We start from the raw sequence: 22,490 nt of genomic DNA, 5'->3' as shown, positions 1-22,490 counted from the left end.
TTGCCAAAGGATGGCGACAGCTTTCTCCGCATGTGTTAGAATAAGTACAATCTAGAGAAGAGAGGTGCGTTACGCCAATGAAGGACAATTTAGCAGAAGCATTAAATGAACAGATGAACTTTGAGTTTTACTCCGCCCATGTATACCTAGCAATGGCGGCGTATTGCTCTGCAGAGAACTTGGAAGGCTTTGCGAATTTTTTCCTTGTACAAGCTGAGGAAGAACGTTTTCACGCAATGAAAATATACAAGTTTCTGAATGACCGCGGACGTCGCGCGACGATTTCGGCACTTGGTGAGCCGCATAACGACTACAAATCCGTTCTCGACACGTTCGAAGCAGGTTATGGTCACGAGCAGCAAAATACGAAGCGCTTCTATGATCTGTCTGACCTTGCGATGAACGATCGCGAGCATGCGACGATCAACTTCTTGAAGTGGTTMATCGACGAGCAGGTCGAAGAGGAAGCGTTGTTCGACAATATCATCCACAAGCTGAAGCGCATTGAGAAAGACAGCAACGCGTTCTATATGCTTGATGCCGAGTTCGCACAGCGTTCGTTCACGCCTCCGGCTGGCGAGTAATCATCCGCTGCGCAACAATAAGGGCTGTTCCAGAAGGTCTTCAATGACCTTCCGGAACAGCCCTTTACCTTTACTTTAAGTTGAAGGTTGTTCCTTCTGTTCGATTAGCGCGAGGAATGAATCGACGAGAGACGGGTCGAAGTGTCGGCCTCGCTCCTCGCGAATGAGCTGCAAGGCGCGTTCGACGGACCACTTTTCCTTATATGGCCGTGTGCTGGTCAAGGCATCGAAAACGTCGACGATGCTAACGATACGCGCTTCAATCGGTATGTCCTCGCCGGCGAGTTGATGCGGATAGCCGCTGCCGTCCCATTTCTCATGATGGTACAAAATAATGTTTTTGCCTGTTTCAAGTTCATTGGCGAGCAGCTCGTCTTGAAATTCGTTATATATTTTATCAATGATATCCCGGCCGATCAGCGTATGCATCTCCACAATCTGCCGTTCGTAATAGGCGAGCGCACCTGGCTTGTATAAAATGCCTTCCGGAATGCCGGACTTGCCGATGTCGTGCAAAATGCTGGCATGAGAAATTCGGTCGATCATCTCGCTGCTCCAGTGCAGTTGCAGCCGCTCATTGTGATAGGCGGCAAGCGAGGCCGTTAGTTCGCGAACACGAACGAGATGAAGCTCAATGCCTGGATCGCGGATTTCACAGGAGATCGCCAGTACCTTGAGCATAGAGCTTTGCAAAGATGAGATTCGTTCCTCGGCCAAGTAGTGGCCGCTCTCCAATTGCTCAAGCTCCCGGAAGACGCCAACGAAATAATCGTCCATTTCGACAACGATCGGCGTGATCGTAATGGAGGAATGCCACAGATCGCCATCGCGCTTACGGTTCGTGAATACGCCTGACCATGGTTTTCCGGCATGGATGGCGTTCTTCATCGTGTTATGTGTTTCCTTCGGTGTATAGGAGGTGCGCAGAATGCTCGCTTTCTTGCCTGTTATCTCATGTGAAGCATAACCGGTAATGCGTTCATAGGCGGAATTGACCGCTAGTATTCGGTGCTGACCGTCGGTGATAATAACGGCATCGGCGAGCAGCAGGAAAGATGCGAGTTTGTCATGGATGAGATTCATATCGCTGTATTGGATTCTCCTTATGTCGGGTTGGCTGTGAGCATTGCTTTGCGTTGCGGATCATATGAAGTGATCATTACACATTAATGGAGGTTGGAAGCCGTTTCGGACCTTTGCGCATCGGGCTCTTGCATAACGGGCATTCGCGCTGCTCGGGCTGCGCTTCCTCGTACGTAATGATTCGCTGCCATACTTTGCAGCTGTCGCTAGTACACATCCAGGCGAGCGCCAATTCGCCGCGCTCCTGATCGTCGTTGATTGCTCGGTCCTCCGTCAAGGGCTGGAAGGCGGACAAGACGAATCGGGACAGCTCGGCAGGCTTGCCGTGGTATACGGCCGGAGAGCTGATATAGAGCTGCTCCTGAGCTCTCGTGACTGCGACATAAGCGAGCCGCCGCTCCTCCTCCAGCGCCTCGGCGCGCGTATCGTCGCCTGTCTGAGCTGCGCTTCGATCGCTTCGTTTATCGGCGGCTAGAGCGGACGTATGAGGCAAGATGCCTTCCGATGCTCCGATGAGGAAGACGGCTGGAAACTCGAGCCCTTTCGACTTATGTATGGACATAAGTGAAATCGCGCTTCTTCTGTTTGCAGCGTGCTGCTGCTCCTTCTTTTGTTGCGAAGCGGAGATGTGTTTATCCGTGATGTCATCGATATAAGTTAAGAAGGCTTCGATCGTTTCATGCGCCTGTGCCGCTGATTCGAGCTCGTCGACGACCTCTTTAATCGCTTCCTTATGTTCGGTAAGGACACTTTGCTTACCTGTCTCGAGGTATTGGTCGTAGAAGGATTGGCGCAGCAACGCGATAGCGGCTTGCGGCCTCAGCTCGGTTAACGTCTTCAGCAGCTTGATGCGTTCCTTGATTTTTTCCTTCTGAAATTCCTTCAATGCCGGATAGTCGAGCAGATGAATAAGCGGCCATTTCTTAGCCCGCTCTTTGTCTTGATGCCAGATGAACGCCATCGCTTGCTCGCGATTCACATACAGCGTCTGGAGCATCGACTCGATCGCGTCGAAGTTGCGGCGGTCCAGCACGAGCCGCAGATGGGCAAGGAGCGGCTTCACTACGGAATGGTTGTAGAATAGCTGGCCGTCGCCGAAGTCGACGAACGGCAGTTGCCGAAGCAGAAGCTGCTCGACGAGCGCCCGGCTGCTGCTGGCAGTCCGGTAGAGCACGGCGAAGTCGCTGAAGGAACGAGCGCCTTGCTCCTGCTGCTGTGCTATGGTATCCGCGATGAGACTCGCTTCTTCCTGAGTCGTCTTAACGCGGGCGTAAGAGGGCGGCTCTCCCGTTGGCTTAACGACATGCAGCGTCTTCGGCTTGCGCAGCTTGTTGCGGCGAATAATCGCATTGCCAAGACCGACGATAGCGGCGGTCGAGCGATAATTAATATCAAGCACGATCGTCGCCGCGCCCGGATACTGCTGCTCGAAGTTCAAGATATAGTCGTTGCGAGCGCCGTTGAACGAGTAGATCGTCTGATCATCATCGCCGACGACCATCAGATTGCGATGGCCTTCGGCAAGAAGCTTCACAATAGCGTACTGAACCTCGTTCGTATCTTGGAATTCGTCGATCATGATATAGCGGAAGCGCTGCTGTAAGGAAGCAAGCAGCGCTTTGTCTCTCGATAACAGGCGATACGCTTCAAGCAGCAAGTCGTCGAAGTCGAAACGGTCACTTTCCTGCTTCCATAGCTCGTATCTCGTGAAGAGCACCTTCAGCTCGCGTTCCTCGGAGGTTGATTCGGGCAGATCGCTTACATCGATCATCTGCAGCTTCACGGAGGATAACTGAGCAAGCAGCGTCTCCGGCTCGTATTCGCGCGTGAGCGTATGCGCAAGCTCACGCATTAGCCGCTTGAAGAAGACAAGTTTCTGGCTTGTCTCGCTTAGAATCGATTGCCGATAGCCCCTTCCGCGCAGCAGCTGGAGGCAGAAGGAATGGAAGGTGCACGCTTCAATTGCGCCTGAGGTTTGCGCCGGAATGGCGGGCAAGGAACGAATACGGCCTTTCATTTCGTCGGCGGCCTTCTTGGAGAAGGTCATGAGCAGCACCTGCTGGGGCTGTACATGGCGAACCGCGACTAGATAGGCGGTGCGGCAGACGAGCACCGACGTCTTGCCTGTGCCGGCGCCTGCGAGTGTAAGCGCCGGTCCAGTATCATGGCGCACGGCGGCGATTTGCGGACGGTTCAGCGAGATGCCGTGCCGCTCAAGCGCGCGGAAGAAGGCGGCATCCGCCTCGTTGCTGCCGACGAGCTGAGCGCTCGTATCGGCTTCCGCGCGGTCGGCAACGGGAATGGAACTATTTTGAATCCCAATAGGGTAAGAATAATAGGTAAGACTCATGTATCAATCACCTTCGTCAACAAATATATAGACCATCATAGCAGATGGCATGAGATTTCGACTAGCTAACGAAAGAGAGAGGAAGCTGACGCAACATGATTAGACAAGCTGTTCAAGAGGATGTGCATGAAGTGATGCCGCTGCTGCTGGCGGCAATCGGCAACATCGCCTATACGCTGGCGGGCACGGAGGACGATGCGGAGACGAAGCGCATATTGGCTGAATTTTACGGAAGAGAGGGCAATCGGATCAGCTATGAGCATGTGCTCGTCTATACGAGGGACGGACATGTTGTGGGAATGGCAATCAGCTATCCGGGTGATGGAGCGGAGCTGCTTGATCGGCCCTTTGCCGAGCGTATTGCTCTTATCCACGGCGCTGCCGGAGCGGACCCCATCGTCGTTGAGGCCAAGGAGGGAGAATATTACTTGGATTCGATCGCCGTCGATGAAGAGTATCAAGGGCAGGGGATTGCTAAGGAGCTGTTCGCTGCGTTCGAGGAGAAGGGGAAAGATGCCGGTTACAGAAGAATGTCGCTTATTGTAGAGCCCTATAATGAAGGTGCCTATGCGCTGTATAAAAAGCTTAACTACGTTGAGGACGGCATAATTACCGTCAGCGGAGGCCAATACAGAAGAATGGTGAAAAATATCGAATAATAGCTTACGCTCTAAAACTATTTCTTGGAATAAATAGGATCGGTACGTTAATATAAAAGTGACAGATAAAGTCATTTCCAGTCATTTTTCAATCGTATCCGGGAGCGTGTTGTTCATGTTGGGTGGTCGGTTAAGAAGCACGAAGCTAGCTTACAGTTCGGGTAATTTGTCGGTAAATTTGATTGCGCAGGCTTTCGCGACCTACATCGTATTTTATTATGTGGACGTGCTGGGCGTGAAGCCTGGACTCATAAGCGCGGCCATGGTTGTGCACGGCATTGTAAACGCTGTTCTGAACCCATTGTTCGGTCATCTGTCCGATCGAACGACCTCGCGCTGGGGGAGACGCATCCCGTATATGCTGTTCGGCATGGTGCCTTTGGCCGCTGCCTTCACCGCGATCTGGTTTCCGGTAGGCGAAGGAATGACGTTATTCTGGTACTTCGTATTTATTGTACTCGTGTACGATATATTGTTCGTTATGGTTGTGCTCAACTACTCGGCGCTGTTCCCGGAAATGTTCACAACGATGAAGGAGCGCGCGAGTGTGTCCGCTTCACGCCAAATGCTCGGCATCGTAGGCATGATTATCGGCGTTGCGCTGCCACCGCTGCTGTACAGCGGAATTGGCTGGGGCCCGATGGGCGTAATCTTCGCCGGCGTAGCGCTCTTGTTCCTTCTTATTATGGTGACGTCAAGCAAAGAGAAAACGACCGTGGAGCGGGAGAAGCTTGGCCTGAAGCAATCGCTGAAGTATACGTTCACCAACAAAGCGTTCGTTATGTTCGTTATCGGAAGTTTCTTCGTGCAGTTCACATTCGCGATGATTCCGGCAATTATTCCGTTTTTCACGAAATATGTGCTCCGCGCGTCCGATGACAGCAATACGATATTGCTCGGCGCGATATTCGTAGCGGCTATTCCTTGCGTATTCCTTTGGAGCAAGCTCGTCACCCGCTGGGGACTGCGCAAGACGTCGCTGGTCGCCGTCGCTTGTTATGCAGCTTCCATGCTGCCCTTCGCCTTCGTTTCCAGCGTGCTCGCTGCCGCGATAGCAGCTGCCGCAATTGGAATAGGACTAGCCGGACTGCTCGTGCTGCTGGATATGCTGTTGTCGGAGGTTATCGACGAGGACGAGAGGCGAACGAAGGTGCGCAGAGAGGGCATGTACTTTGGGATGAACGGCTTCATCGTCAGATGGGGCGTATCGCTTCAGGCAGTGGTGCTTGGCATTGTGCTGGAGACGACGGGTTATGTGAAGGATGCGGTGCAGACGGACAGCGCTGTCTGGGGCATCCGCTCGATGCTGAGCTTTATTCCCCTCGGCGCACTGCTGCTGGCGTTTGTGTTCTTCTTTCTGTATCCAATCCGCAGTACAGGAACTGAACAGAAATCATCTTTGGATGTATAGGAAGCGTGGTTGTTGATCGAATGTCGCCATCATTAGAATGGGTCAAAAAAAATGGGTTGATCGTAGCTCTGTTCGCAATTGGCGCACTTGTGCGCTTGCTCTATGCCGGTGCTATACCGGCAGGCTTTAACCAGGATGAGGCGTCGATCGGTTATGACGCCTATGCTATCCTTCATTACGGCATCGACCGTAACGGCATCCAGTTGCCGATTCATCTGATTGCTTGGGGCAGCGGTCAGAACGCCTTATACGCATATTTATCGATGCCTTTAATATGGCTGCTAGGCTTGAATGAGCTATCGGTTCGAGCCGTCAATATCGTATTTGGTCTTGTTGGTATGATTGCTTTCTACTTTATTGCCAAGCAGCTGTTCAAGCATAAGGCAGCGGCTGGTACGGCCATGTTTCTTATCGCGATTTGTCCGTGGCATATTATGATGTCCAGATGGGCGCTGGAGTCGAACCTTTTTCCAACGTTGGTACTGCTGGCGGTATGGTTCTTGTTCAAGTCGCTCGAACAACCAAAATGGTTCACGCTGTTCGCAATTACGATTACGTTGTCGTTGTATGCTTATGGGACCGCATATTTTTTCGTTCCCGTGTTCGTGCTCGGCGTACTCATCCTGCTCATCGCGCAGAGAAAAATCAAACTCCGTACGTTACTATGGAATATAGGCATCATGGTTGTGCTGGGGCTGCCGATCCTGCTCTTTATTGTCATCAACCGGCTTGGCAAGGGGACAATTGAAACATGGCTGTTCTCGATTCCGAAGCTGACCGTTCCGAGGGTAGAGCAGGTATCGAGCGTCTTCCAAGGCGATGTGCTGCAAAATGCTGTTCAGCATTTCGATCTGCTGCTGCAAGTGCTGCTTAGTCAGGAAGACGGCCTGTTGTGGAACGCTATTCCTCCTTACGGGTATATGTACCCTTTAGCGCTGCCGCTCATGCTTGTTGGACTTTACGCTGTCTGCGTGAGGATTGGCAGCGGCTTGCGCACCGAGCAAGGCATTATCGCCATCTGGGGAATAACAGCCTTGCTGATGTCGCTCATTACGGATATTAATATTAATCGGATCAATATCATTTTCTTCCCGCTGGTTCTGCTAACGTTAGCAGGGCTAATATGGCTGAAGGGACAGCTCAAGTACGTTTTTTCGGTCGCGCTGGCGGCGTTTGCAGTGTTTTTCGTTTTGTTCTGCGGTAATTATTTCGTAGAGTATCCGAAGAAAGCCGGTCCGATGTTTTATGAATCGTTTGGTGAAGCGGTGCAATATGCGTCCGATCAGACGGAAGGAACGATCTACGTAACGAATAACGTTAATATGCCGTATATTTATGTACTCTTTTACGAGCGGATCGATCCGCATTTGTTTCTTGACACGGTCGTATACAGCAATCCGGGTGCCCCGTTCCAATTCGTAAGCTCCTTCGGACGTTATCAATTCGGCTTGCCGGCTGCGTTCGAGCCGAGCGATAATGCCGTCTATATTTTGTCCGAAGGAGATCAGCCTCCTAGCGATCTGAGCGGCTACGAGGTGAGAGAGTTTAAGCACTATAATGTGATTAGAATGGCGTCCCGTTAACGTAATAGCTGTCCTCGCGATAAGCGATGAAGACGACCTCGACCTCGGATGCGCCGAGCTTCTGAATCGATTCGGTAACGGCCAGCGCGAACTCGTTCCTTGTCTGCTGCCCGCGATCGAACCAGCCTACCTCGACGAAGACGAACAGCGATCCGTCAGCCGGATCGCCGAATACGCTCGTCGCATTCAAGCAAGACATCGTAAAGTTATCCGTGCCGCATTGACATAACTCGGCTAATGTCTCGGCAAGCGGCTCGCTGGCGGTGCGCAGTTGATCGGCGGTTACGCCGCGGAATACTAAATGTGGCAAATAAATGACCTCCTAGATATGGAAAGCTCGAAAATATAAAGCTAATCTATTGTAACATGGGCGACAATCTTCAATAAAAATAGGACGGCTGCATCCGCATCCGTCCTATTTTTATTGTTATTTGGTTCCTGGAGTTTCCGTCTGGAAAGGCTTTAAGAACAGCTTCGGAATTTCCGTTTCGAACCGAAGCAACTTGCCGGTAGCCGGGTGGTTGAAAGCGAGAACGCGGGCGTGCAGGCCAAGTCGGCCAATCGCTTTCGTACGGGCGCCGTACTTTTTGTCGCCGACCACAGGATGCCCGATTTCCTCCATATGAACGCGAATTTGATTTTTGCGTCCCGTCTCCAGGTGAACCTCGAGCAAGGAGAAGTTTCTGTCCGAGCGAAGCACTTTATAATGGGTGACGGCATGCTGGCCGTCATTCGGATAGCTGCTGGAATACATCTTAAGCGTCTTGCTCTCCTTGAGCCAAGACGAGATTGTGCCCTGCGGCTGCTTAACCGTCCCTTCGACTAATGCCACATACATACGCTCCTGTACGGTTTCCTGCCAATTGTTCTGGAGCTGCTGCTGAATGGCTTCGCTCCTTGCGAACAGCATAAGACCTGAAGTATCCCGGTCGAGCCTATGGACGATGAAGATCCGATTGTTGGGATTGTAGACACGGACATAGGCCATCAATTGACGATAGGCCGTTACCTCGTTCTCCGCCCCTGTTGTAGAGGAAACCGACAGCAGTCCTGCCTGTTTAACAATGACAATCACATCATCATCCTCATGCACAATTTTCATGCCCTCGAGCGGTGGCGCCTCAATGGCCCGCCCTTTGTTCAGCGTTACCGTACTGCCCGGACGAAGCGGGAAATTATAGGCGGTGTTCGGTTTGCCGTCGACGGCGATCTGACCATGCGCCAGCATCGATTTGATTTTATTCCGACCGGCCCCCGCAATATGCTTAATGAGGAAAGGCAGCAGCTCTATAGCCTCATCCACGGTATAGGCCTTCTGCTTTTCCTTGGCGTTATCTTTCAACTGGGTCCGCTCATTGTGCGGTTTAATATGGCCCGCAGATCTATTGCTATTGCCGTTATTGCCATTGCTTCCGCCGCTGCCGTGATTTTTTTTCTTTATTGGACCGTGCGTCTGCTTTTGCTTTTGTTGCTCAGGGCGACTTCTCCCCTTATTCATGCTTACGACCTCCTAGCTTCATTGCTCCTACTATACCATGATTGGCCGTTGCAGTTCTAATGATTCACTTGAAAAGAAGAAGACTGGGTATACCATTCTATGAAAGCTGTTTTCATAGACAAGCAAGGATAGGGATGTTACCATAATTTTATAGATTGTCGGTTGTATAAAAGGTGAAGGTTAGGAGAATGTACGAAGTGAAACTAGTGAACAATAAGCTTGCAACAATGATAGTAACTCCGATGCTTGCAGCAGGTCTTCTGCTTGCTCCGCTGCCTGGTCTTAGCAGCTCTGCTTCAGTCGAAGCAGCAGTAGCACCTGCACCGGCTGCCGCAGCAGCTAAGTCGCCGCTCGTATATGTGGACGGCAAGAAATTAAATTTGTCGGCATCGGCGTTCGCTCAGAACGGAGTCACCTTCGTACCGATGCGCAATATTTTCAGCGCCTTGCAAGCATCCGTAACGTGGGAGCCGAAGACGAAGACGATTATCGGCCGCAAAGGCAATATAACGATTACATTAACGGTTGGGCAGAAAACAGCGCTTATTAACGGCAAGTCAGTAAAGCTGGACGCTGCGCCGATCGTCAAGGGCGGAGTGACATTCGTTCCCGTCCGCTTCACCTCGCAATCGCTTGGAGCGACAGTGAAATGGGACAGTGCGGCTAATACGATTCGAATTACATCCACGGAAGAAGCTGAACGGCTCGCTTATGAGAAATGGTTGGAGCAGCAAGCTAACATTCCGAAGCTTACGACGAAGCAAATTGTAGAGAAATACGACCAAAGCGTCGTCCTTATTTCTACGAATCTTGGCCAAGGCAGCGGAATTGTGATCGGAGACAATCTTATTTTGACCAATTATCATGTGATCGTCGATGCGACCTCGGCAACTGCAATGACGGTGGATGGAGAAACTCTGAGCGTGGTTGGAGTCGTCCATTATGATAAGACGGATGACCTTGCTATCATTAAGACGGAGGAATCCATCGGGGCTGCTGCAGTCGAGCTCGGATATGGCCTGAGCGCGGAGAAGGGCGATAAAGTTGTGGCGATCGGAAGTCCGCTGGGCTTCCAAAACACGGTGTCGGAAGGTGTCATTAGCAACATCATCTATGAGGATGGCGTTCGTTATTTGCAAACGAGCGCACCGATCGACCATGGCAGCTCAGGAGGAGCGCTCTTTAGCGATACGGGCGAATTGATCGGCATTACATCGGGCGGCATGGAAAATACGACGGCCCACTTGAATATTGCCGTATCGGTTATGCATGCGTCGCTCCTCGAGGGAGTGGTAACGGAGCAGATGATTAAGCAAGCTAAGTTCCTTCCTTCTACCATGCCGGATACGCTGGTCGGGGCTCCTTTTGCAGATGTGAAGAAGCTCATGGAAGAGCAGTTCGGAAGCGTGCAGTTGAAGGCGGCGACGGCGACGTTCACGAATTGGGAAGTGAAGCGCGACGTGGAAGGCTGGTATGTGATAACAGCGGATATCGATCCGATGTTCTATATGTATTATGGTCCGGCATCGGCAGACGAGCTTCGCATTTGGGCTGCTAACTTAGGCTACGAGCTTCATCGAATGCTGCCTGACGAGAAAATCCAATTTGTAGTGTCCTATGACCGTGTTCTTACGTTCGAGCCTCGCGGCTACGAGAATAATGAGGTTACGCCGGCAGGCGAGGGCAAATGGCGCTTGCGCTTCCCGGTTATCGATATGCAGGTGAAGGACCAGCTTGTCATTGACGTTAAGCAATAATCTAACTCATACGTTGGCGCTTCGTCCGCATCATGCGGAAGGGGCGCCTCTTCTTTTTTGATGCGAAGTTTTGTACAATAAGAAGCAGTCTTATAATAAGCGCTAAAGTTAGAGAGGTATTTACTATGAAAGTCGTCTTAACGACGTTGAACGCGAAGTTCATTCACACCTCGCTTGCGCTGCGATGCTTGAAGGCATACAGCGGCGAGCGATTCGATATGGATATAGCAGAGTATACGATTAAGGATCCGGCGATGAATATCGTATCGGATATTTTCTCGCGCAAACCGGATGTGGTAGGTTTCTCCTGCTACATTTGGAATATTGAAGAGACGATCACCGTCATCAACATGCTGCGCAAAATCATGCCCGAGGTCAAAATCATTTTAGGCGGACCAGAGGTCAGCTACGATATGAATTACTGGATGGACCGCGTGTCCGAGGTTGATTTCATCGTAATCGGCGAAGGCGAAGAGACGTTCGACCAGTTATTGACCGAGATTCAAGGGGACGGCAAATATCATATGGTATTCGGCATCGCTTACCGCAAGCAGCGCGGAGAGGAATCAGAGGTGGTCATTATGCCGCCGCGTCCGAAGCTGAATCTAGCGGAGCTGCCTTCGCCCMACCGGTTCAAGGAAGATATTCMGAACCTCGGCAGCCGTGTCGTTTATTTCGAGACAAGCCGCGGCTGTCCGTTCAGCTGTCAGTTCTGCCTATCCAGCATCGAGGTTGGCGTGCGTTACTTCGATATCGAGCGGACGAAGTCCGATATTTTATATTTGATCGATTCCGGCGCGAAGCTCATTAAGTTCGTAGACCGAACGTTCAATATTAAGCGCGACTATGCGCTGGAGATGTTCCAATTCCTGATCGAGAATCATCAGGGCTGCGTCTTCCAATTCGAGATTACCGCTGATATTATGCGGCCGGAGGTGCTTGATTATTTGGCCGAGCATGCGCCGCCTGGCGTATTCCGCTTCGAGATCGGAGTTCAATCGACGAATGATCCGACCAATGAAGCGGTACAGCGGAGACAGAACTGGTCGAAGCTCGTGCGCACCGTAACGAAGGTGAAGGATTCGCAGAAGATTGATCAGCATCTGGACTTGATCGCCGGATTGCCGCTTGAGAATTATGATACGTTCCGCGGGACGTTCAATGATGTGTTCGAGCTTCGTCCGGAAGAGCTGCAGCTCGGATTCCTGAAGATGCTGCGCGGTACAGGCTTGCGGCTTGATGCGGCGAAGTGGGGATATATTTATATGGATCGGGCTCCTTACGAAATGCTCGGCAACGATCTGATGCCATTCGGAGATATCGTTCGCATTAAGCGGGTGGAGGATGTGCTGGAGAAATATTGGAACGCGCATCGGATGGACCATACGCTGCTTTATCTAGTCGAGCGCGTATTCGACTCGCCGTTCGACTTCTTCCAGCTGTTCGGCGATTATTGGGAGCGTCGCGGCTGGCAGAAGATCGGCCATCAGCTGGAGGATCTGTTCTCGCGGCTATGGGCGTTTCTTGGCTCGCTGGAGGATGCTTCTGCTTCTGCGTCGACCGAGCTGCAAGCTTCGATGCTCGCAGACGCTCGCAACCGTCTCGATTCCGAAGTCGTGCTAGGGCTCATGAAATACGATTTCTTCTTGAATCATAATTACAAGCCGCGCAAGACATGGTGGGAATTCACGATGGACAAGTCGGAGTGGAGCGGTTGGATGCGACGTCTTGTTGAGCATCCTGGCGACGTGTCGCCGGAATTCGCCGCGCTCGGCTTAAGCGAGAAGGAGCTGCACAAGCATGCGGTCATCGAGAAGCTGCCGTACGATCTTACAGCCTTCCTTGCCAGCGGCGAGATCGATAAGTCGAGGCATACGCTTCTCGTCATGCTGTATGCGCTCGATGCCGGAAGCACGAAGCCGACGCCGCGCCCATATATGCTGACGATGGAAGCGGATAAGGCAAGCGAGGCGGTTACGAAGTAAATAGACGGCTTAGCGTCCGATAGTGACGCTAAGCCGTTTTTTTATTGGTTGCGTGCTAAGGAATCTTAGGAACGTTATTAGGAAGGATGTGCGTTAGCGTTTCCACGGTTCGTAAGAAGCAACGAAAGGCGGGTTGGAGGTTAAATAGACATTCTACGATTCGTAAGCAAGCAGTAACCATGAACGAAGACAGGAACAGCATGAAAAAAGCCGTACCATGGCTTGAAGGCCAAGATACGGCAGGTATGAATGGTTTACGTTTATTTGCTTGCAGGAACAACGCTGCGCAATACCGTCATGCTGCCGGACAGCTCGTAGCTGCCGAGTGTCGCCGGCAGAAGGAAGCACTCGCCCGCTTTGACCGACAGTTCGCCGTCCGCCCACTTCAGGCTGCCTTGGCCTTCGGCGATAACAAGGATGACGAAGCTTTGCGTCGTTGTTTCAAGCTGCCATGGCGCTGCAACAATGCCTTTTTCTACGATGAAATACGGGGAAGAGGCGATTGTCAGCCATTCGCCAGGGGCTGCTCCGTCCGTCTTCATGCGCTGAGCGCCAGCACCCTCGTATGCGATAACATTCAGCGAGTCTTCGATATGGAGCTCGCGCAGTTGACCGTCGAGGCCTGGGCGGGCATAGTCGTACAGGCGGTAAGTCGTGTCCGAGTTTTGCTGAATTTCAGCAACAACGACACCGGAGCATAGAGCGTGAACCGTGCCTGCAGGGATGTAGAAAGCATCGCCCGCCTCCACGGAAACCTCCTGAAGCGTATCCATAATGCGGCCTTCGGCGATAGCCGATTCCATAGCGGCACGGTCGATGCCGTCTTTGAGGCCGTATATGATTTTGGCGCCTGGCTTAGCGTCGAGAATGTACCACATCTCCGTCTTTCCAAGCTCGCCTTTCGGCAGCCCTTCATAAACATCGGTTGGATGAACTTGGATGGACAGGTCGTCATTGCAATCGAGTAGCTTGATCAGGAGCGGGAAACGTCCGTTTTTCTCTGAGAAGCCTTGCGAGCCGAACCACTCGCGACCGTAAGTTTCGCGGATGACATCGAGGCCAGTGCCAGTCAGCTCGCCGTTCATTACTTTAGTCGTTCCGTTCGGGTGGTCGCCGATCATCCAGCCTTCGCCGATCGATCCATCAGGCAGCGTAAGGCCGAAGCCTTCAAGTGCTCGTCCGCCCCAAATACGTTCTTTCATCTCCGGTTGGAATTGCAATGGATAAGGTTTTACTGTCATTGTTGTATCTCTCCCATGTACGTGATTTATATGTAAAACGTTAAGACTGAGATTTAATTGCTGCGGCGCCTCTCCGCAGCAATAAGATATGGCGCAGTTCCGCGTTGCAACTGACGGTATATGACCGTCTGCGCCAAAGTTTGCGGAAGCTGAGCTGCCCAGCTTTCGACGGCAGTCGCTTCCTCTGCCCCGCCCGGGTGACCGGGATAGAGCACGCAGGTTACGATGCCGCCTGGCCGGAGCAGCGACAAGGCGGCATCTAGTGCCGCAAGCGTCGAAGCAGGCTCCGTGATTACGGCGTGATCCCCGCCTCCGGGCAAGTAGCCGAGATTGAACATAACGGCGGCTACTTTGCCAACTGCTTCAGGAGCAACAGCTTCCGCCATGCGCGCATGGTTCTCCAGCAGAAGCCTGACATCGGGCTTCTTTCCATTGTCAGCGAGCGGAGAGAGCCGCTCGTTAGTTCGATCCAGCGCTTCCTGCTGGATGTCGAAAGCGTATACGGTGCCGCTCCGGCCGACAAGCTCAGCTAGGGCAAGCGTATCGACACCGCCCCCTGCGGTTGCGTCAATGACAATATCGCCGGCAGAGGCACGCTCTGCGATCCATCTGTGCGCCATGCTCAGCACGGATAAGAAGCCCATACTAACTCTCCGGCTGCCACAGCTTGCCTTGCCACGTATCGCGGTTGCGCAGCTCGGCATCGATGGCATTCAGCACTTCCCACTTCTTCAGACTCCACATCGGCCCGATCAACAGGTCGCGAGGCGCATCGCCCGTCAATCGATGGACGATCATCTCTGGAGGGAGGAATTCCAAGCTGTCGACAATCAGCTTCACATATTCGTCTTGTTCGAGGAAGCGCAGCAGTCCTGCTTCGTATTGGCGGACCATCGGCGTCTTGCGCATGAGGTGGAGCAGATGGATCTTAATGCCTTGCACATCCATTTTGGCAACCGCACGGCCCGTATCGAGCATCATCTCATGCGTTTCCTGCGGCAAGCCGTAAATGATGTGAGCACACACGCGAATGCCTCGCTCTCTGAGTCTGCGAACCGCATCGAGATAGCAGGCGGTATCATGCGCGCGATTGATTAGCTCGGATGTCGATTCATGCACCGTCTGCAAGCCCATCTCGACCCACAGGTAGGTGCGTTCGTTCAGCTCTGCCAAATAATCGACGACATCATCCGGCAAGCAGTCCGGCCGTGTAGCGATCGACAAGCCGACGACGCCAGGCTGCTGAAGAATGACTTCATAATATTCTCTTAATTCCTCGACAGGTGCATACGTGTTCGTATAAGCCTGGAAGTAGCCGATGTAATTCGCCTCCGGCCACTTTTGATGCTGGCGGTCGCGAATATTATTGAATTGGGTGACGAGATCGTCGCGTCTGCTGCCCGCGAAGTCGCCTGATCCGCGCGCGCTGCAGAACGTGCAGCCGCCCTTGGCAATCGAGCCGTCCCGATTCGGGCAAGTGAAGCCTGCGTCGAGCATGACCTTGAATACCTTGCCGCCGAATTGCTCGCGCATCTCGTAGTTCCATGTATGAAATCTTTTGTCGCCCCAGAGCATCGGCTGCTGCGGCGTCGATTTTAGATCAATCATTTTTTTCCCCTTCTTTCAAGACGTACATCCTCTATTTTAGCGAAAAACGAACCGAAAAGCCACGACTTATCCACTTAGCCGCGGACAATGTTCGGAAACCGCTTTAATTGGAAATTATTTTTGAAATTGGCGATTATGGGCTTGCAATACCTTACATGAAGTGTTATATTAAAAGTGCGACAAAACAACAAATAAACCTAACATAGCCCATTTGCACCTGAATTCATGAAACGTCGATTAACTGGTAACGCTATATAATAAATCGATGAGGTGATGTGAGATGAGTACAACAAAAATTCCGCATGGCAATGACAAAGTAACGGTAGAGCTTACAGTGAAAGAGTTAATGGCGCTGACAGGCGTTCGTTTCCACGATAATCACAGCGTAGAGATTTCGGCACGCAAGAAGCTGAACGAAGTGCTGGAAGGTACTTATGAGATCGGACAGCGCGGAGACGCACCGATTCCGTATCAGCTGCTGAGCTAATCGTGAATCAACCTTATTCATACGAAGCAAGTGATTAAAGCCGTTGCGCCGACAAAGCGCCGGCTTTTTTATTTGCGGATCCCGTAACGAAATTGCTTTACAAGGAGGCTATTGTTGGGCACAATAAGGACTAGTTTCATTATAAAGTACTACACAATGGACTTTTGATTTTAAAGCAATTGGAGGCATATATGCGATGCGTTTAAGAGGAAGAAAAGGAATTCGTGAAAGCTTGGAGAGCCAGCCGGAGCTCGTTGTACTGGATGCTGCCCCGCACAAAGGAAAGTGGCGCGAGTTTTTCGGCAACGACAATCCGATTTATGTAGAGCTTGGCATGGGGAAGGGCCGTTTCATTAGCAATATGAGCGCTCGTTACCCGCATATTAATTTCATCGGCGTCGATATGTACGATGAGCTAATACGCCGTGCCAGCGAGAAGGCGCGTGTMATTTGGGAAGAGAAAGGTGTCGAATCCCCGCCGAATCTAGCCCTTCTGCGTGCGAATATTGAAGGTATTGAGGATATGTTCGCGCCAGGCGAGCTTGAGCGAATTCATCTGAACTTCAGCGATCCTTGGCCAAAAAGCAAACACACCCGCCGCAGGCTGACACATTCCCGTTTTGTCGAGAAATATATCGAGCTGTTGAACGAGCGCGGTGAGATTCATTTTAAAACCGATTCGCTGTCGTTGTTCGAGTTCTCCTTGAATAGCTTCGCTGATATGGAGCTTATTATGCGCAATATCTCGCTCCACTTGCATAAGGACGGTCCGCGAGAGGACCTCGTATTTACCGAATATGAAATGAAGTTTATGGAAAAAGGCCAAAATATATATCGCGTCGAAGCGGTTATCGGTGCCGAAGCGCTCCGTAAGCATCGCGAAGCGAAACAAGCGACTGCGATAAAGGAAGCTGCTGAAGCGAATGATGCTGCTGCAGATAATGATAGCGACGACGAATCGGCAACCGAGTAATCGGATTCATTGAGAGCTACACGCTTGGAACGGTGGATGCGATCCAAAAGTAATTGACGGCATACGCGGTAGCCGTTCCAATCAGTGCTCCAGCTGCAACGTCCGACGGGTAATGCAGCCCTAGGTACATCCTCGACCATCCAACGGAAATGCCGATTATAATGGCGGCAGGCACGATAATGGTCAAACCCACGCTGGCCGTCAGTAATATGGGGACGAGCCAAGCGAAGATGGCTGTCGTATGGCCGGATGGGAACGAAGAATCCTGCAGCGGCTTATGGCAAGTGTTGACATCTTGCAGCGCTTGATAGGGTCTTAACCGCTTGAATTTACGTTTCACAATCGCTACCGGCAAGTGGCTAAGGATGACGGCCGCGAGGCATTGCCAGCCGGTCGTGCTCCAAGGTGTCGGTGCGATTAGCGCATATAGCAAGGCGGTTGCCAGGGTGAACGTAGCGCCTCCCATATGCGTCACGGTGTTCAGCCATCTGCCAAGCCACGAATGCACTCTTCCGTCAGCAGGCCTCCGGTTCGCCCAAAAAAGCATTCTCTGCTCATTCGATCGCAACCAATCGAGCATTCTCTCCATAAGTGGTTCCCTCCTGCCGTATTTGCCCTCAGCAAATAACCTTCATAAGCGTATTCCGATCTTACCACGTTTTTGTACGATGAACGTTAACGAATTAATAATCCTTTATTAATGAATTTTCATTTTTCATAAAATCCTTTTTTGTACCAAAATTCGTTTTACAATTCGAATCGTATGGAAATGCTGATACAGACTATCCGCATTATTCGACAATTTCTTCAAAAAGAAAAGCGTTAGCCATGCATCCGTTCACCTATTCGTCACACGTCTGGGACGCGAAATAGGGAACATTTTCAAACCTTTTATCGTAAGTAAGGTCGTTAGTGCTAAAAAGTCAGCAAATGGTTGAAAATAAGGCGTAGCCATCGCAAAAGGGGGGATTGGGCACATTCCGTAGGGATGCAAGCGTTTTTCTGACGAGATTAAGCGTAATCGCGTCCTATTCTACTTTTGACAAAGCTGTTAATTGTGTGGAAAATCAAAAAGGGTTGGCGGAGCGCTTGCAGAGAAGCGCCCATACACAAAGAGAAAATATATGATAAAAAACTTGCCGTCTTCGTTAGCGAAGGTCGAAGCAAGAAAAAATGGGGTCTCAAGGGGGCAGTACCGCATGTTCAACACAATCATGCTTGTGGTTCAAATTGTTTTTGCTTTACTAGGATTGTATCAGCTGTTTCTAACGTTTTTTGGCTGGCACCGCAAGAAAGAGGATTTATCCCATCCGCCGCAGAAGTCTTTCGCGCTTCTCGTTGCGGCGCACAATGAGGAGCAAGTCGTTGGGGCTCTGATCGAGAACTTGCTGAAAATGAAATACCCGCGCGAGCTGTTCGATATTTTCGTTATTTGCGACAATTGTACAGACGGCACGGTTAACGTAGTTAAGAGTTACGACGGCGTATATGCTTGCGAGCGTACGAATCCGAATCAACGCGGCAAAGGATTTGCTGTGGAATGGATGCTGAAAGAACTGTGGAAGATGCCGAAGAGCTATGACGGCGTTGCGATCTTCGACGCTGATAACCTGGTGGCGACAGACTTCCTGCAATATATGAACAACGACTTGTGCAACGGTTCGCGTGTTATCCAAGGTTATCTGGATACAAAAAACCCGAACGATTCTTGGATCAGCTCGGCCAATGCGATCAACTACTGGTTCTGCAACCGGTTGTGGCAATTGCCGCGCACGAACCTGAAGCTGGCGAATTTTCTCGGCGGTACGGGCATGTGCTTCGATGCTAAGCTGCTGAAGGAAATGGGCTGGGGAGCGACAAGCCTCGTGGAGGATTTGGAGTTTACGGTGCGCTGCATTCAGCGCGGTATTTATCCGAAGTTCAACTTCGAAGCGAAGGTATATGACGAGAAGCCGATTACGTTCCAAGCGTCCGCCCGTCAGCGTCTTCGCTGGATGCAAGGACACTTTGACGTGACACGCAAATATATGCTGCCGCTTCTATGGCAGGGCATCAAGGAACGCAGCATGACGAAGATCGACGCTGCGCTGTATGTTTTCAACGCTTATAACTATTTGGCCGGCTTCTTCATAGCGGCGATCGTCTGGGGCGATATCTTCTTATCCGGCGGAGATAACGTGACTTCCGTGTACAACATGCTGCCGATTTGGCTGAGCATTCCGTATATGGCTTACGTATTCGTGCAAATCCCGCTGTCGATGTATTTGGCGAAGGTGGATTGGAAGCTTTACCTGCGCATTCCGACGTTCCTGCTCTTCACGTTGTCATGGTGGCCGATTACCGTGCACGCCTTCTTCACGCAAAACAACAAGACGTGGAGTCATACGGAGCATACGCGCGTAATTCGGCTTGAAGAAGTACAGAGCAAGCAGCTGTAGAAACGACAGTTGACATCGATTAACGCACTATGATATATTAACACGGTAGTATTTATGAACAACTTAATGACGCACAAGCAGAAGCACCCGCTTCTCACCTTTTGGCTCAAGCTAACTGGTTCGCGATAATCGAAATCGAATGGTCGACCCTCGTACATACGAACGGCGGCTACTATGAACGGTTATGAGATGCGGGTTCGAGCGAACCCGCATTTTTTTATTGTCTTCACCAAGCAATATACCATTTTGGAGGTGGCACGTTATTAGCAGAGAACATCAAATCAATGATGAGATTCGGGCAAGAGAAGTGCGCTTAGTCGGCGCGGAAGGCGAACAAATCGGCATCAAACCGATTCGCGAAGCGCTTCAAATGGCTATCGACCTTAGTCTTGATCTTGTGAACGTCGCTCCGACGGCAAAGCCGCCAGTATGCCGCATCATGGACTACGGCAAATTCCGTTACGAGCAGCAGAAGAAAGAGAAGGAAGCCCGTAAGAATCAGAAGATCGTTGATATCAAAGAAGTATGGTTCCGCGCCAACATCGAGGAGAACGACTACCAAACGAAATTCCGTAACGTAGTCAAATTCTTGAACGAAGGCGATAAGGTGAAAGCTTCTGTTCGATTCCGCGGCCGTGAAATCACGCATGCGGCGATTGGACAACGGATATTGGACCGCCTCTCCAAAGAGGTTGCCGAAATATGCAGCGTAGAACGTGCTCCTAAGCTTGAAGGCCGGAGCATGATTATGATTTTGGCACCAAAAACAACTAGCTAGCACTCGGATCATCATCCGTAGCAACGAAAACTTTTTAGGAGGATAACTGACATGCCAAAGATGAAAACGCACAGCAGTCTAAAGGACCGCTTCAAAATTACCGGTACAGGTAAAGTAAAACGTTACAAAGCTTACCGTAACCACTTGCTTTCGCACAAATCCGGTCGTCAAAAACGCGTTCTTGCTGGTCAGCCGCTTATGGCTGCAGGCGACGTTMGCCGTTTGCAACAAGGCCTTTCCCAATTGAAATAGTCGTATTGCTATATAAATTCATTCAACCTACAGGAGGTTTCCACAAATGGCAAGAGTCAAAGGCGGATTTGTCCGCACTCGTCGTCGCAAAAGAATTCTAAAGCTCGCAAAAGGTTATTTCGGTTCGAAACATCGTCTGTTTAAAACAGCGAAGGAGCAAGTAGGCAAATCGTTAATGTACGCTTACCGCGACCGCCGCAACAAAAAACGTGACATCCGCAGACTGTGGATCGTTCGTATTAACGCTGCTGCACGCATTAACGGCCTTTCGTACAACAAATTCATGCACGGCTTGAAACTTGCGGGCGTAGAAGTAAACCGCAAAATGCTTGCTGACATGGCTGTTAACGACTTGAACTCGTTCAACTCGCTTGCAGGCATCGCTAAAGAAAAAATTAACGCTTAGTCGTTATTTTTGATAGAAGAGGCTGTTCCTTAGATCATGAGAATGATCTTAGGGGACAGCCTTTTTGCGTATGATTAGCACATTTGTTGACTCAGTGGACAAACAAACAGACGTTGAACCTCCTCCCTGAATAAACTGAAGAACAACGGGAAAGGAGGGATTTGGCATGCAGAATGTTTCCAAGAAGGAAGTGCGGAAACTAATCGGCAAACCGATCTATGCAGTACGTCCGGATGGCTCGGTCGTTACAGGGAAGCTTGTACGCATTCATCGCAATAAGCTTATTCTTGAGCCTCTTGGCAGGGATAAGGGTAAAAAAGTGCAGACTAGCTTTTTTTTCCTCCCGCTGCTTTTGCTAGGCGTGCTTGCGGTCGGCGCCCTTTGCAGTTGCGGCTGCGGCGCTAAAGCTGGTAACTGTTACAACAAATGCGGAGGCGGCTACGGCGGCGGTTATGGCGGCGGCGGTTACGGTGGAGGCTATGGCGGTGGCGGTTACGGAGGCGGCTACGGCGGCGGATATAACGGATACAGCAACGGCAATGGCTACCAAGGCGATGGCTACTATAGCGGCTTCTAAAGGAAATTAGGCGATCAAGGCGAGGTTAGCGGTTTGATAAGCTCATAGCAGCGAAGATCCTGGTGATATTGGACGACGGAATAACCGAGCTTGACATAGAAATGTCCAGCTTTCTCATTAACCGAATCCACGAATAACCGGGCAGCTTTGCAATGGTGCGCTTGGCCGTAGGCCTCGCCTTGCGCCATTAAACGCTTTCCCCACCTGCGATTCTGATGATCGGGATGGGTCACGAGCATATCTACATAGAGAAACTCACCCATAATCTCGCAATGGACGAAGCCAACTGGCGGGCTGTTCTTGGATAATGAGGCGACATATGTCATTCCGCTGCGGAACCGTTTGGGCAGCTCTCGCACGATTTGTGCGTCCAATGGGCGTGCAGTATGAGAGAGCGGAAGCAGCTCGGTGCGAATAAGACGAATGAGCTCGGCATCGTCGGTTCTCGAATTACGCAATCTGATCATGACATTCATTCCTATCTGCACGGCCTCTGTGTTGCATATGTACGGCCGCTGCATGGTTTTGCCGTCGCGAGGCTACAATACTATATGTACCGGGTCGGAGAAATGCGCCGAATACAAATGAATAAAGAACCGTTTATGGGCGCTTGCCGTTTACGCTTGACGAACCGAATATCTCGGCATATAATAAAGAAAGTCTTATCTACCACATTGGCTTACGGCTTCAGTGGTAAATATATTATCGGCAATGATGAGGACGAAGTGCTAAGGGCTCTTTTGAACAGAGAGCAGACGGATCAGCTGCAACCGTCGCCAAAATCCCTTTTCTACGAGCTCACCTCGGAGCTGTTTCCCTG

Annotated in this window: 22 protein-coding genes and 1 other annotated feature; of the genes, 13 read left to right on the top strand and 9 right to left on the bottom strand. The window is 51.0% G+C overall.

Going from position 1 to position 22,490, the window contains the following annotated elements; all coding sequences use genetic code 11:
• The first annotated feature begins 77 nt into the window (after positions 1-77).
• The gene (locus AC1DF0_RS18180; protein ID WP_477574883.1) at positions 78-584 is read left to right on the top strand and encodes a ferritin; all 507 of its coding nucleotides are present in this window, start codon (positions 78-80) and stop codon (positions 582-584) included.
• Between the two features lie 75 nt (positions 585-659).
• On the opposite strand, the gene AC1DF0_RS18175 is transcribed toward AC1DF0_RS18180, so the two are convergent.
• Together AC1DF0_RS18175 and AC1DF0_RS18170 are read right to left on the bottom strand one after the other, a co-directional pair.
• Complete coding sequence (locus tag AC1DF0_RS18175) at positions 660-1,667, bottom strand: HD-GYP domain-containing protein (protein WP_477574882.1); 1,008 nt, start codon at positions 1,665-1,667, stop codon at positions 660-662.
• 76 nt (positions 1,668-1,743) lie between these two features.
• Complete coding sequence (locus AC1DF0_RS18170; protein WP_477574881.1) at positions 1,744-4,017, bottom strand: UvrD-helicase domain-containing protein; 2,274 nt, start codon at positions 4,015-4,017, stop codon at positions 1,744-1,746.
• Between the two features lie 95 nt (positions 4,018-4,112).
• Here AC1DF0_RS18170 and AC1DF0_RS18165 point away from each other — a divergent pair, with 95 nt between their 5' ends.
• The 3 genes from AC1DF0_RS18165 (at position 4,113) to AC1DF0_RS18155 (ending at position 7,670) form a co-directional block, all read left to right on the top strand.
• Positions 4,113-4,676 (top strand): N-acetyltransferase family protein, encoded by a 564-nt coding sequence (locus AC1DF0_RS18165; RefSeq protein ID WP_477574880.1) that lies wholly within the window; start codon positions 4,113-4,115, stop codon positions 4,674-4,676.
• 115 nt (positions 4,677-4,791) lie between these two features.
• On the top strand, positions 4,792-6,087 hold the full coding sequence (locus AC1DF0_RS18160; RefSeq protein WP_477574879.1) for an MFS transporter: 1,296 nt from the start codon (positions 4,792-4,794) through the stop codon (positions 6,085-6,087).
• A gap of 20 nt (positions 6,088-6,107) precedes the next feature.
• On the top strand, positions 6,108-7,670 hold the full coding sequence (locus AC1DF0_RS18155) for an ArnT family glycosyltransferase (RefSeq protein WP_477574878.1): 1,563 nt from the start codon (positions 6,108-6,110) through the stop codon (positions 7,668-7,670).
• Here the strand turns inward: AC1DF0_RS18155 and AC1DF0_RS18150 are convergent.
• Together AC1DF0_RS18150 and AC1DF0_RS18145 are read right to left on the bottom strand one after the other, a co-directional pair.
• The gene (locus tag AC1DF0_RS18150) at positions 7,651-7,980 is read right to left on the bottom strand and encodes a DUF1904 family protein (RefSeq protein ID WP_442048025.1); all 330 of its coding nucleotides are present in this window, start codon (positions 7,978-7,980) and stop codon (positions 7,651-7,653) included. The genes AC1DF0_RS18155 and AC1DF0_RS18150 overlap by 20 nt on opposite strands.
• A gap of 117 nt (positions 7,981-8,097) precedes the next feature.
• Positions 8,098-9,168, bottom strand: coding sequence for an RluA family pseudouridine synthase (locus AC1DF0_RS18145; RefSeq protein ID WP_477574877.1), 1,071 nt, complete (start codon positions 9,166-9,168; stop codon positions 8,098-8,100).
• Positions 9,169-9,365: 197 nt separating this feature from the next.
• Here AC1DF0_RS18145 and AC1DF0_RS18140 point away from each other — a divergent pair, with 197 nt between their 5' ends.
• Together AC1DF0_RS18140 and AC1DF0_RS18135 are read left to right on the top strand one after the other, a co-directional pair.
• On the top strand, positions 9,366-10,925 hold the full coding sequence (locus tag AC1DF0_RS18140) for a stalk domain-containing protein (protein WP_477574876.1): 1,560 nt from the start codon (positions 9,366-9,368) through the stop codon (positions 10,923-10,925).
• Positions 10,926-11,050: 125 nt separating this feature from the next.
• Positions 11,051-12,910 (top strand): B12-binding domain-containing radical SAM protein, encoded by a 1,860-nt coding sequence (locus AC1DF0_RS18135; RefSeq protein ID WP_477574875.1) that lies wholly within the window; start codon positions 11,051-11,053, stop codon positions 12,908-12,910.
• Positions 12,911-13,170: 260 nt separating this feature from the next.
• On the opposite strand, the gene AC1DF0_RS18130 is transcribed toward AC1DF0_RS18135, so the two are convergent.
• From AC1DF0_RS18130 to mnmL, 3 genes are read right to left on the bottom strand one after another with little or no spacing between them, the layout of a single operon-like run.
• Positions 13,171-14,151, bottom strand: a complete 981-nt coding sequence (locus AC1DF0_RS18130) for a type I phosphomannose isomerase catalytic subunit (protein ID WP_477574874.1) — start codon at positions 14,149-14,151, stop codon at positions 13,171-13,173.
• 53 nt (positions 14,152-14,204) lie between these two features.
• On the bottom strand, positions 14,205-14,795 hold the full coding sequence (mnmM, locus tag AC1DF0_RS18125; RefSeq protein ID WP_477574873.1) for a tRNA 5-(aminomethyl)-2-thiouridylate-methyltransferase MnmM: 591 nt from the start codon (positions 14,793-14,795) through the stop codon (positions 14,205-14,207).
• A 1-nt stretch (position 14,796) separates the two neighbouring features.
• Positions 14,797-15,759, bottom strand: a complete 963-nt coding sequence (mnmL, locus tag AC1DF0_RS18120) for a tRNA modification radical SAM protein MnmL/YtqA (protein WP_475819583.1) — start codon at positions 15,757-15,759, stop codon at positions 14,797-14,799.
• Positions 15,760-16,039: 280 nt separating this feature from the next.
• On the opposite strand from mnmL, the gene AC1DF0_RS18115 reads away from it, so the two are divergent.
• On the top strand, positions 16,040-16,246 hold the full coding sequence (locus tag AC1DF0_RS18115) for a hypothetical protein (protein WP_442048018.1): 207 nt from the start codon (positions 16,040-16,042) through the stop codon (positions 16,244-16,246).
• Positions 16,247-16,442: 196 nt separating this feature from the next.
• Positions 16,443-17,219: a tRNA (guanosine(46)-N7)-methyltransferase TrmB gene (gene trmB / locus AC1DF0_RS18110; RefSeq protein WP_442048017.1), complete on the top strand. Its 777-nt coding sequence runs from the start codon at positions 16,443-16,445 to the stop codon at positions 17,217-17,219.
• Between the two features lie 16 nt (positions 17,220-17,235).
• On the opposite strand, the gene AC1DF0_RS18105 is transcribed toward trmB, so the two are convergent.
• The gene (locus AC1DF0_RS18105) at positions 17,236-17,808 is read right to left on the bottom strand and encodes a phosphatase PAP2 family protein (RefSeq protein ID WP_442048016.1); all 573 of its coding nucleotides are present in this window, start codon (positions 17,806-17,808) and stop codon (positions 17,236-17,238) included.
• Between the two features lie 610 nt (positions 17,809-18,418).
• Here AC1DF0_RS18105 and AC1DF0_RS18100 point away from each other — a divergent pair.
• The 5 genes from AC1DF0_RS18100 to AC1DF0_RS18080 all read left to right on the top strand — a co-directional run bounded on the left by AC1DF0_RS18100 (position 18,419) and on the right by AC1DF0_RS18080 (position 21,670).
• A complete protein-coding gene (locus AC1DF0_RS18100) occupies positions 18,419-19,657 on the top strand; it encodes a glycosyltransferase family 2 protein (protein ID WP_477574872.1) in 1,239 nt (412 codons plus the stop codon).
• A gap of 69 nt (positions 19,658-19,726) precedes the next feature.
• Positions 19,727-19,882, top strand: a sequence feature (ribosomal protein L20 leader region).
• Positions 19,842-20,435: a translation initiation factor IF-3 gene (gene infC / locus AC1DF0_RS18095; protein ID WP_442048014.1), complete on the top strand. Its 594-nt coding sequence runs from the start codon at positions 19,842-19,844 to the stop codon at positions 20,433-20,435. (Overlaps the previous feature by 41 nt.)
• A 51-nt stretch (positions 20,436-20,486) precedes the next feature.
• Positions 20,487-20,687, top strand: a complete 201-nt coding sequence (gene rpmI, locus AC1DF0_RS18090) for a 50S ribosomal protein L35 (protein WP_477574871.1) — start codon at positions 20,487-20,489, stop codon at positions 20,685-20,687.
• A gap of 46 nt (positions 20,688-20,733) precedes the next feature.
• A complete protein-coding gene (gene rplT, locus AC1DF0_RS18085) occupies positions 20,734-21,093 on the top strand; it encodes a 50S ribosomal protein L20 (protein ID WP_337099804.1) in 360 nt (119 codons plus the stop codon).
• Positions 21,094-21,259: 166 nt separating this feature from the next.
• Positions 21,260-21,670: a hypothetical protein gene (locus AC1DF0_RS18080; RefSeq protein WP_477574870.1), complete on the top strand. Its 411-nt coding sequence runs from the start codon at positions 21,260-21,262 to the stop codon at positions 21,668-21,670.
• A gap of 14 nt (positions 21,671-21,684) precedes the next feature.
• Here AC1DF0_RS18080 and AC1DF0_RS18075 read toward each other — a convergent pair whose 3' ends face one another.
• The gene (locus tag AC1DF0_RS18075) at positions 21,685-22,137 is read right to left on the bottom strand and encodes a GNAT family N-acetyltransferase (protein ID WP_477574869.1); all 453 of its coding nucleotides are present in this window, start codon (positions 22,135-22,137) and stop codon (positions 21,685-21,687) included.
• Positions 22,138-22,490: the final 353 nt, after the last annotated feature.

It is taken from the genome of Paenibacillus sp. 05T425 (assembly GCF_056396205.1).
The sequence above is the reverse complement of the archived record's forward strand: the minus strand, read 5'-3'. Positions and strand labels throughout refer to the sequence as shown.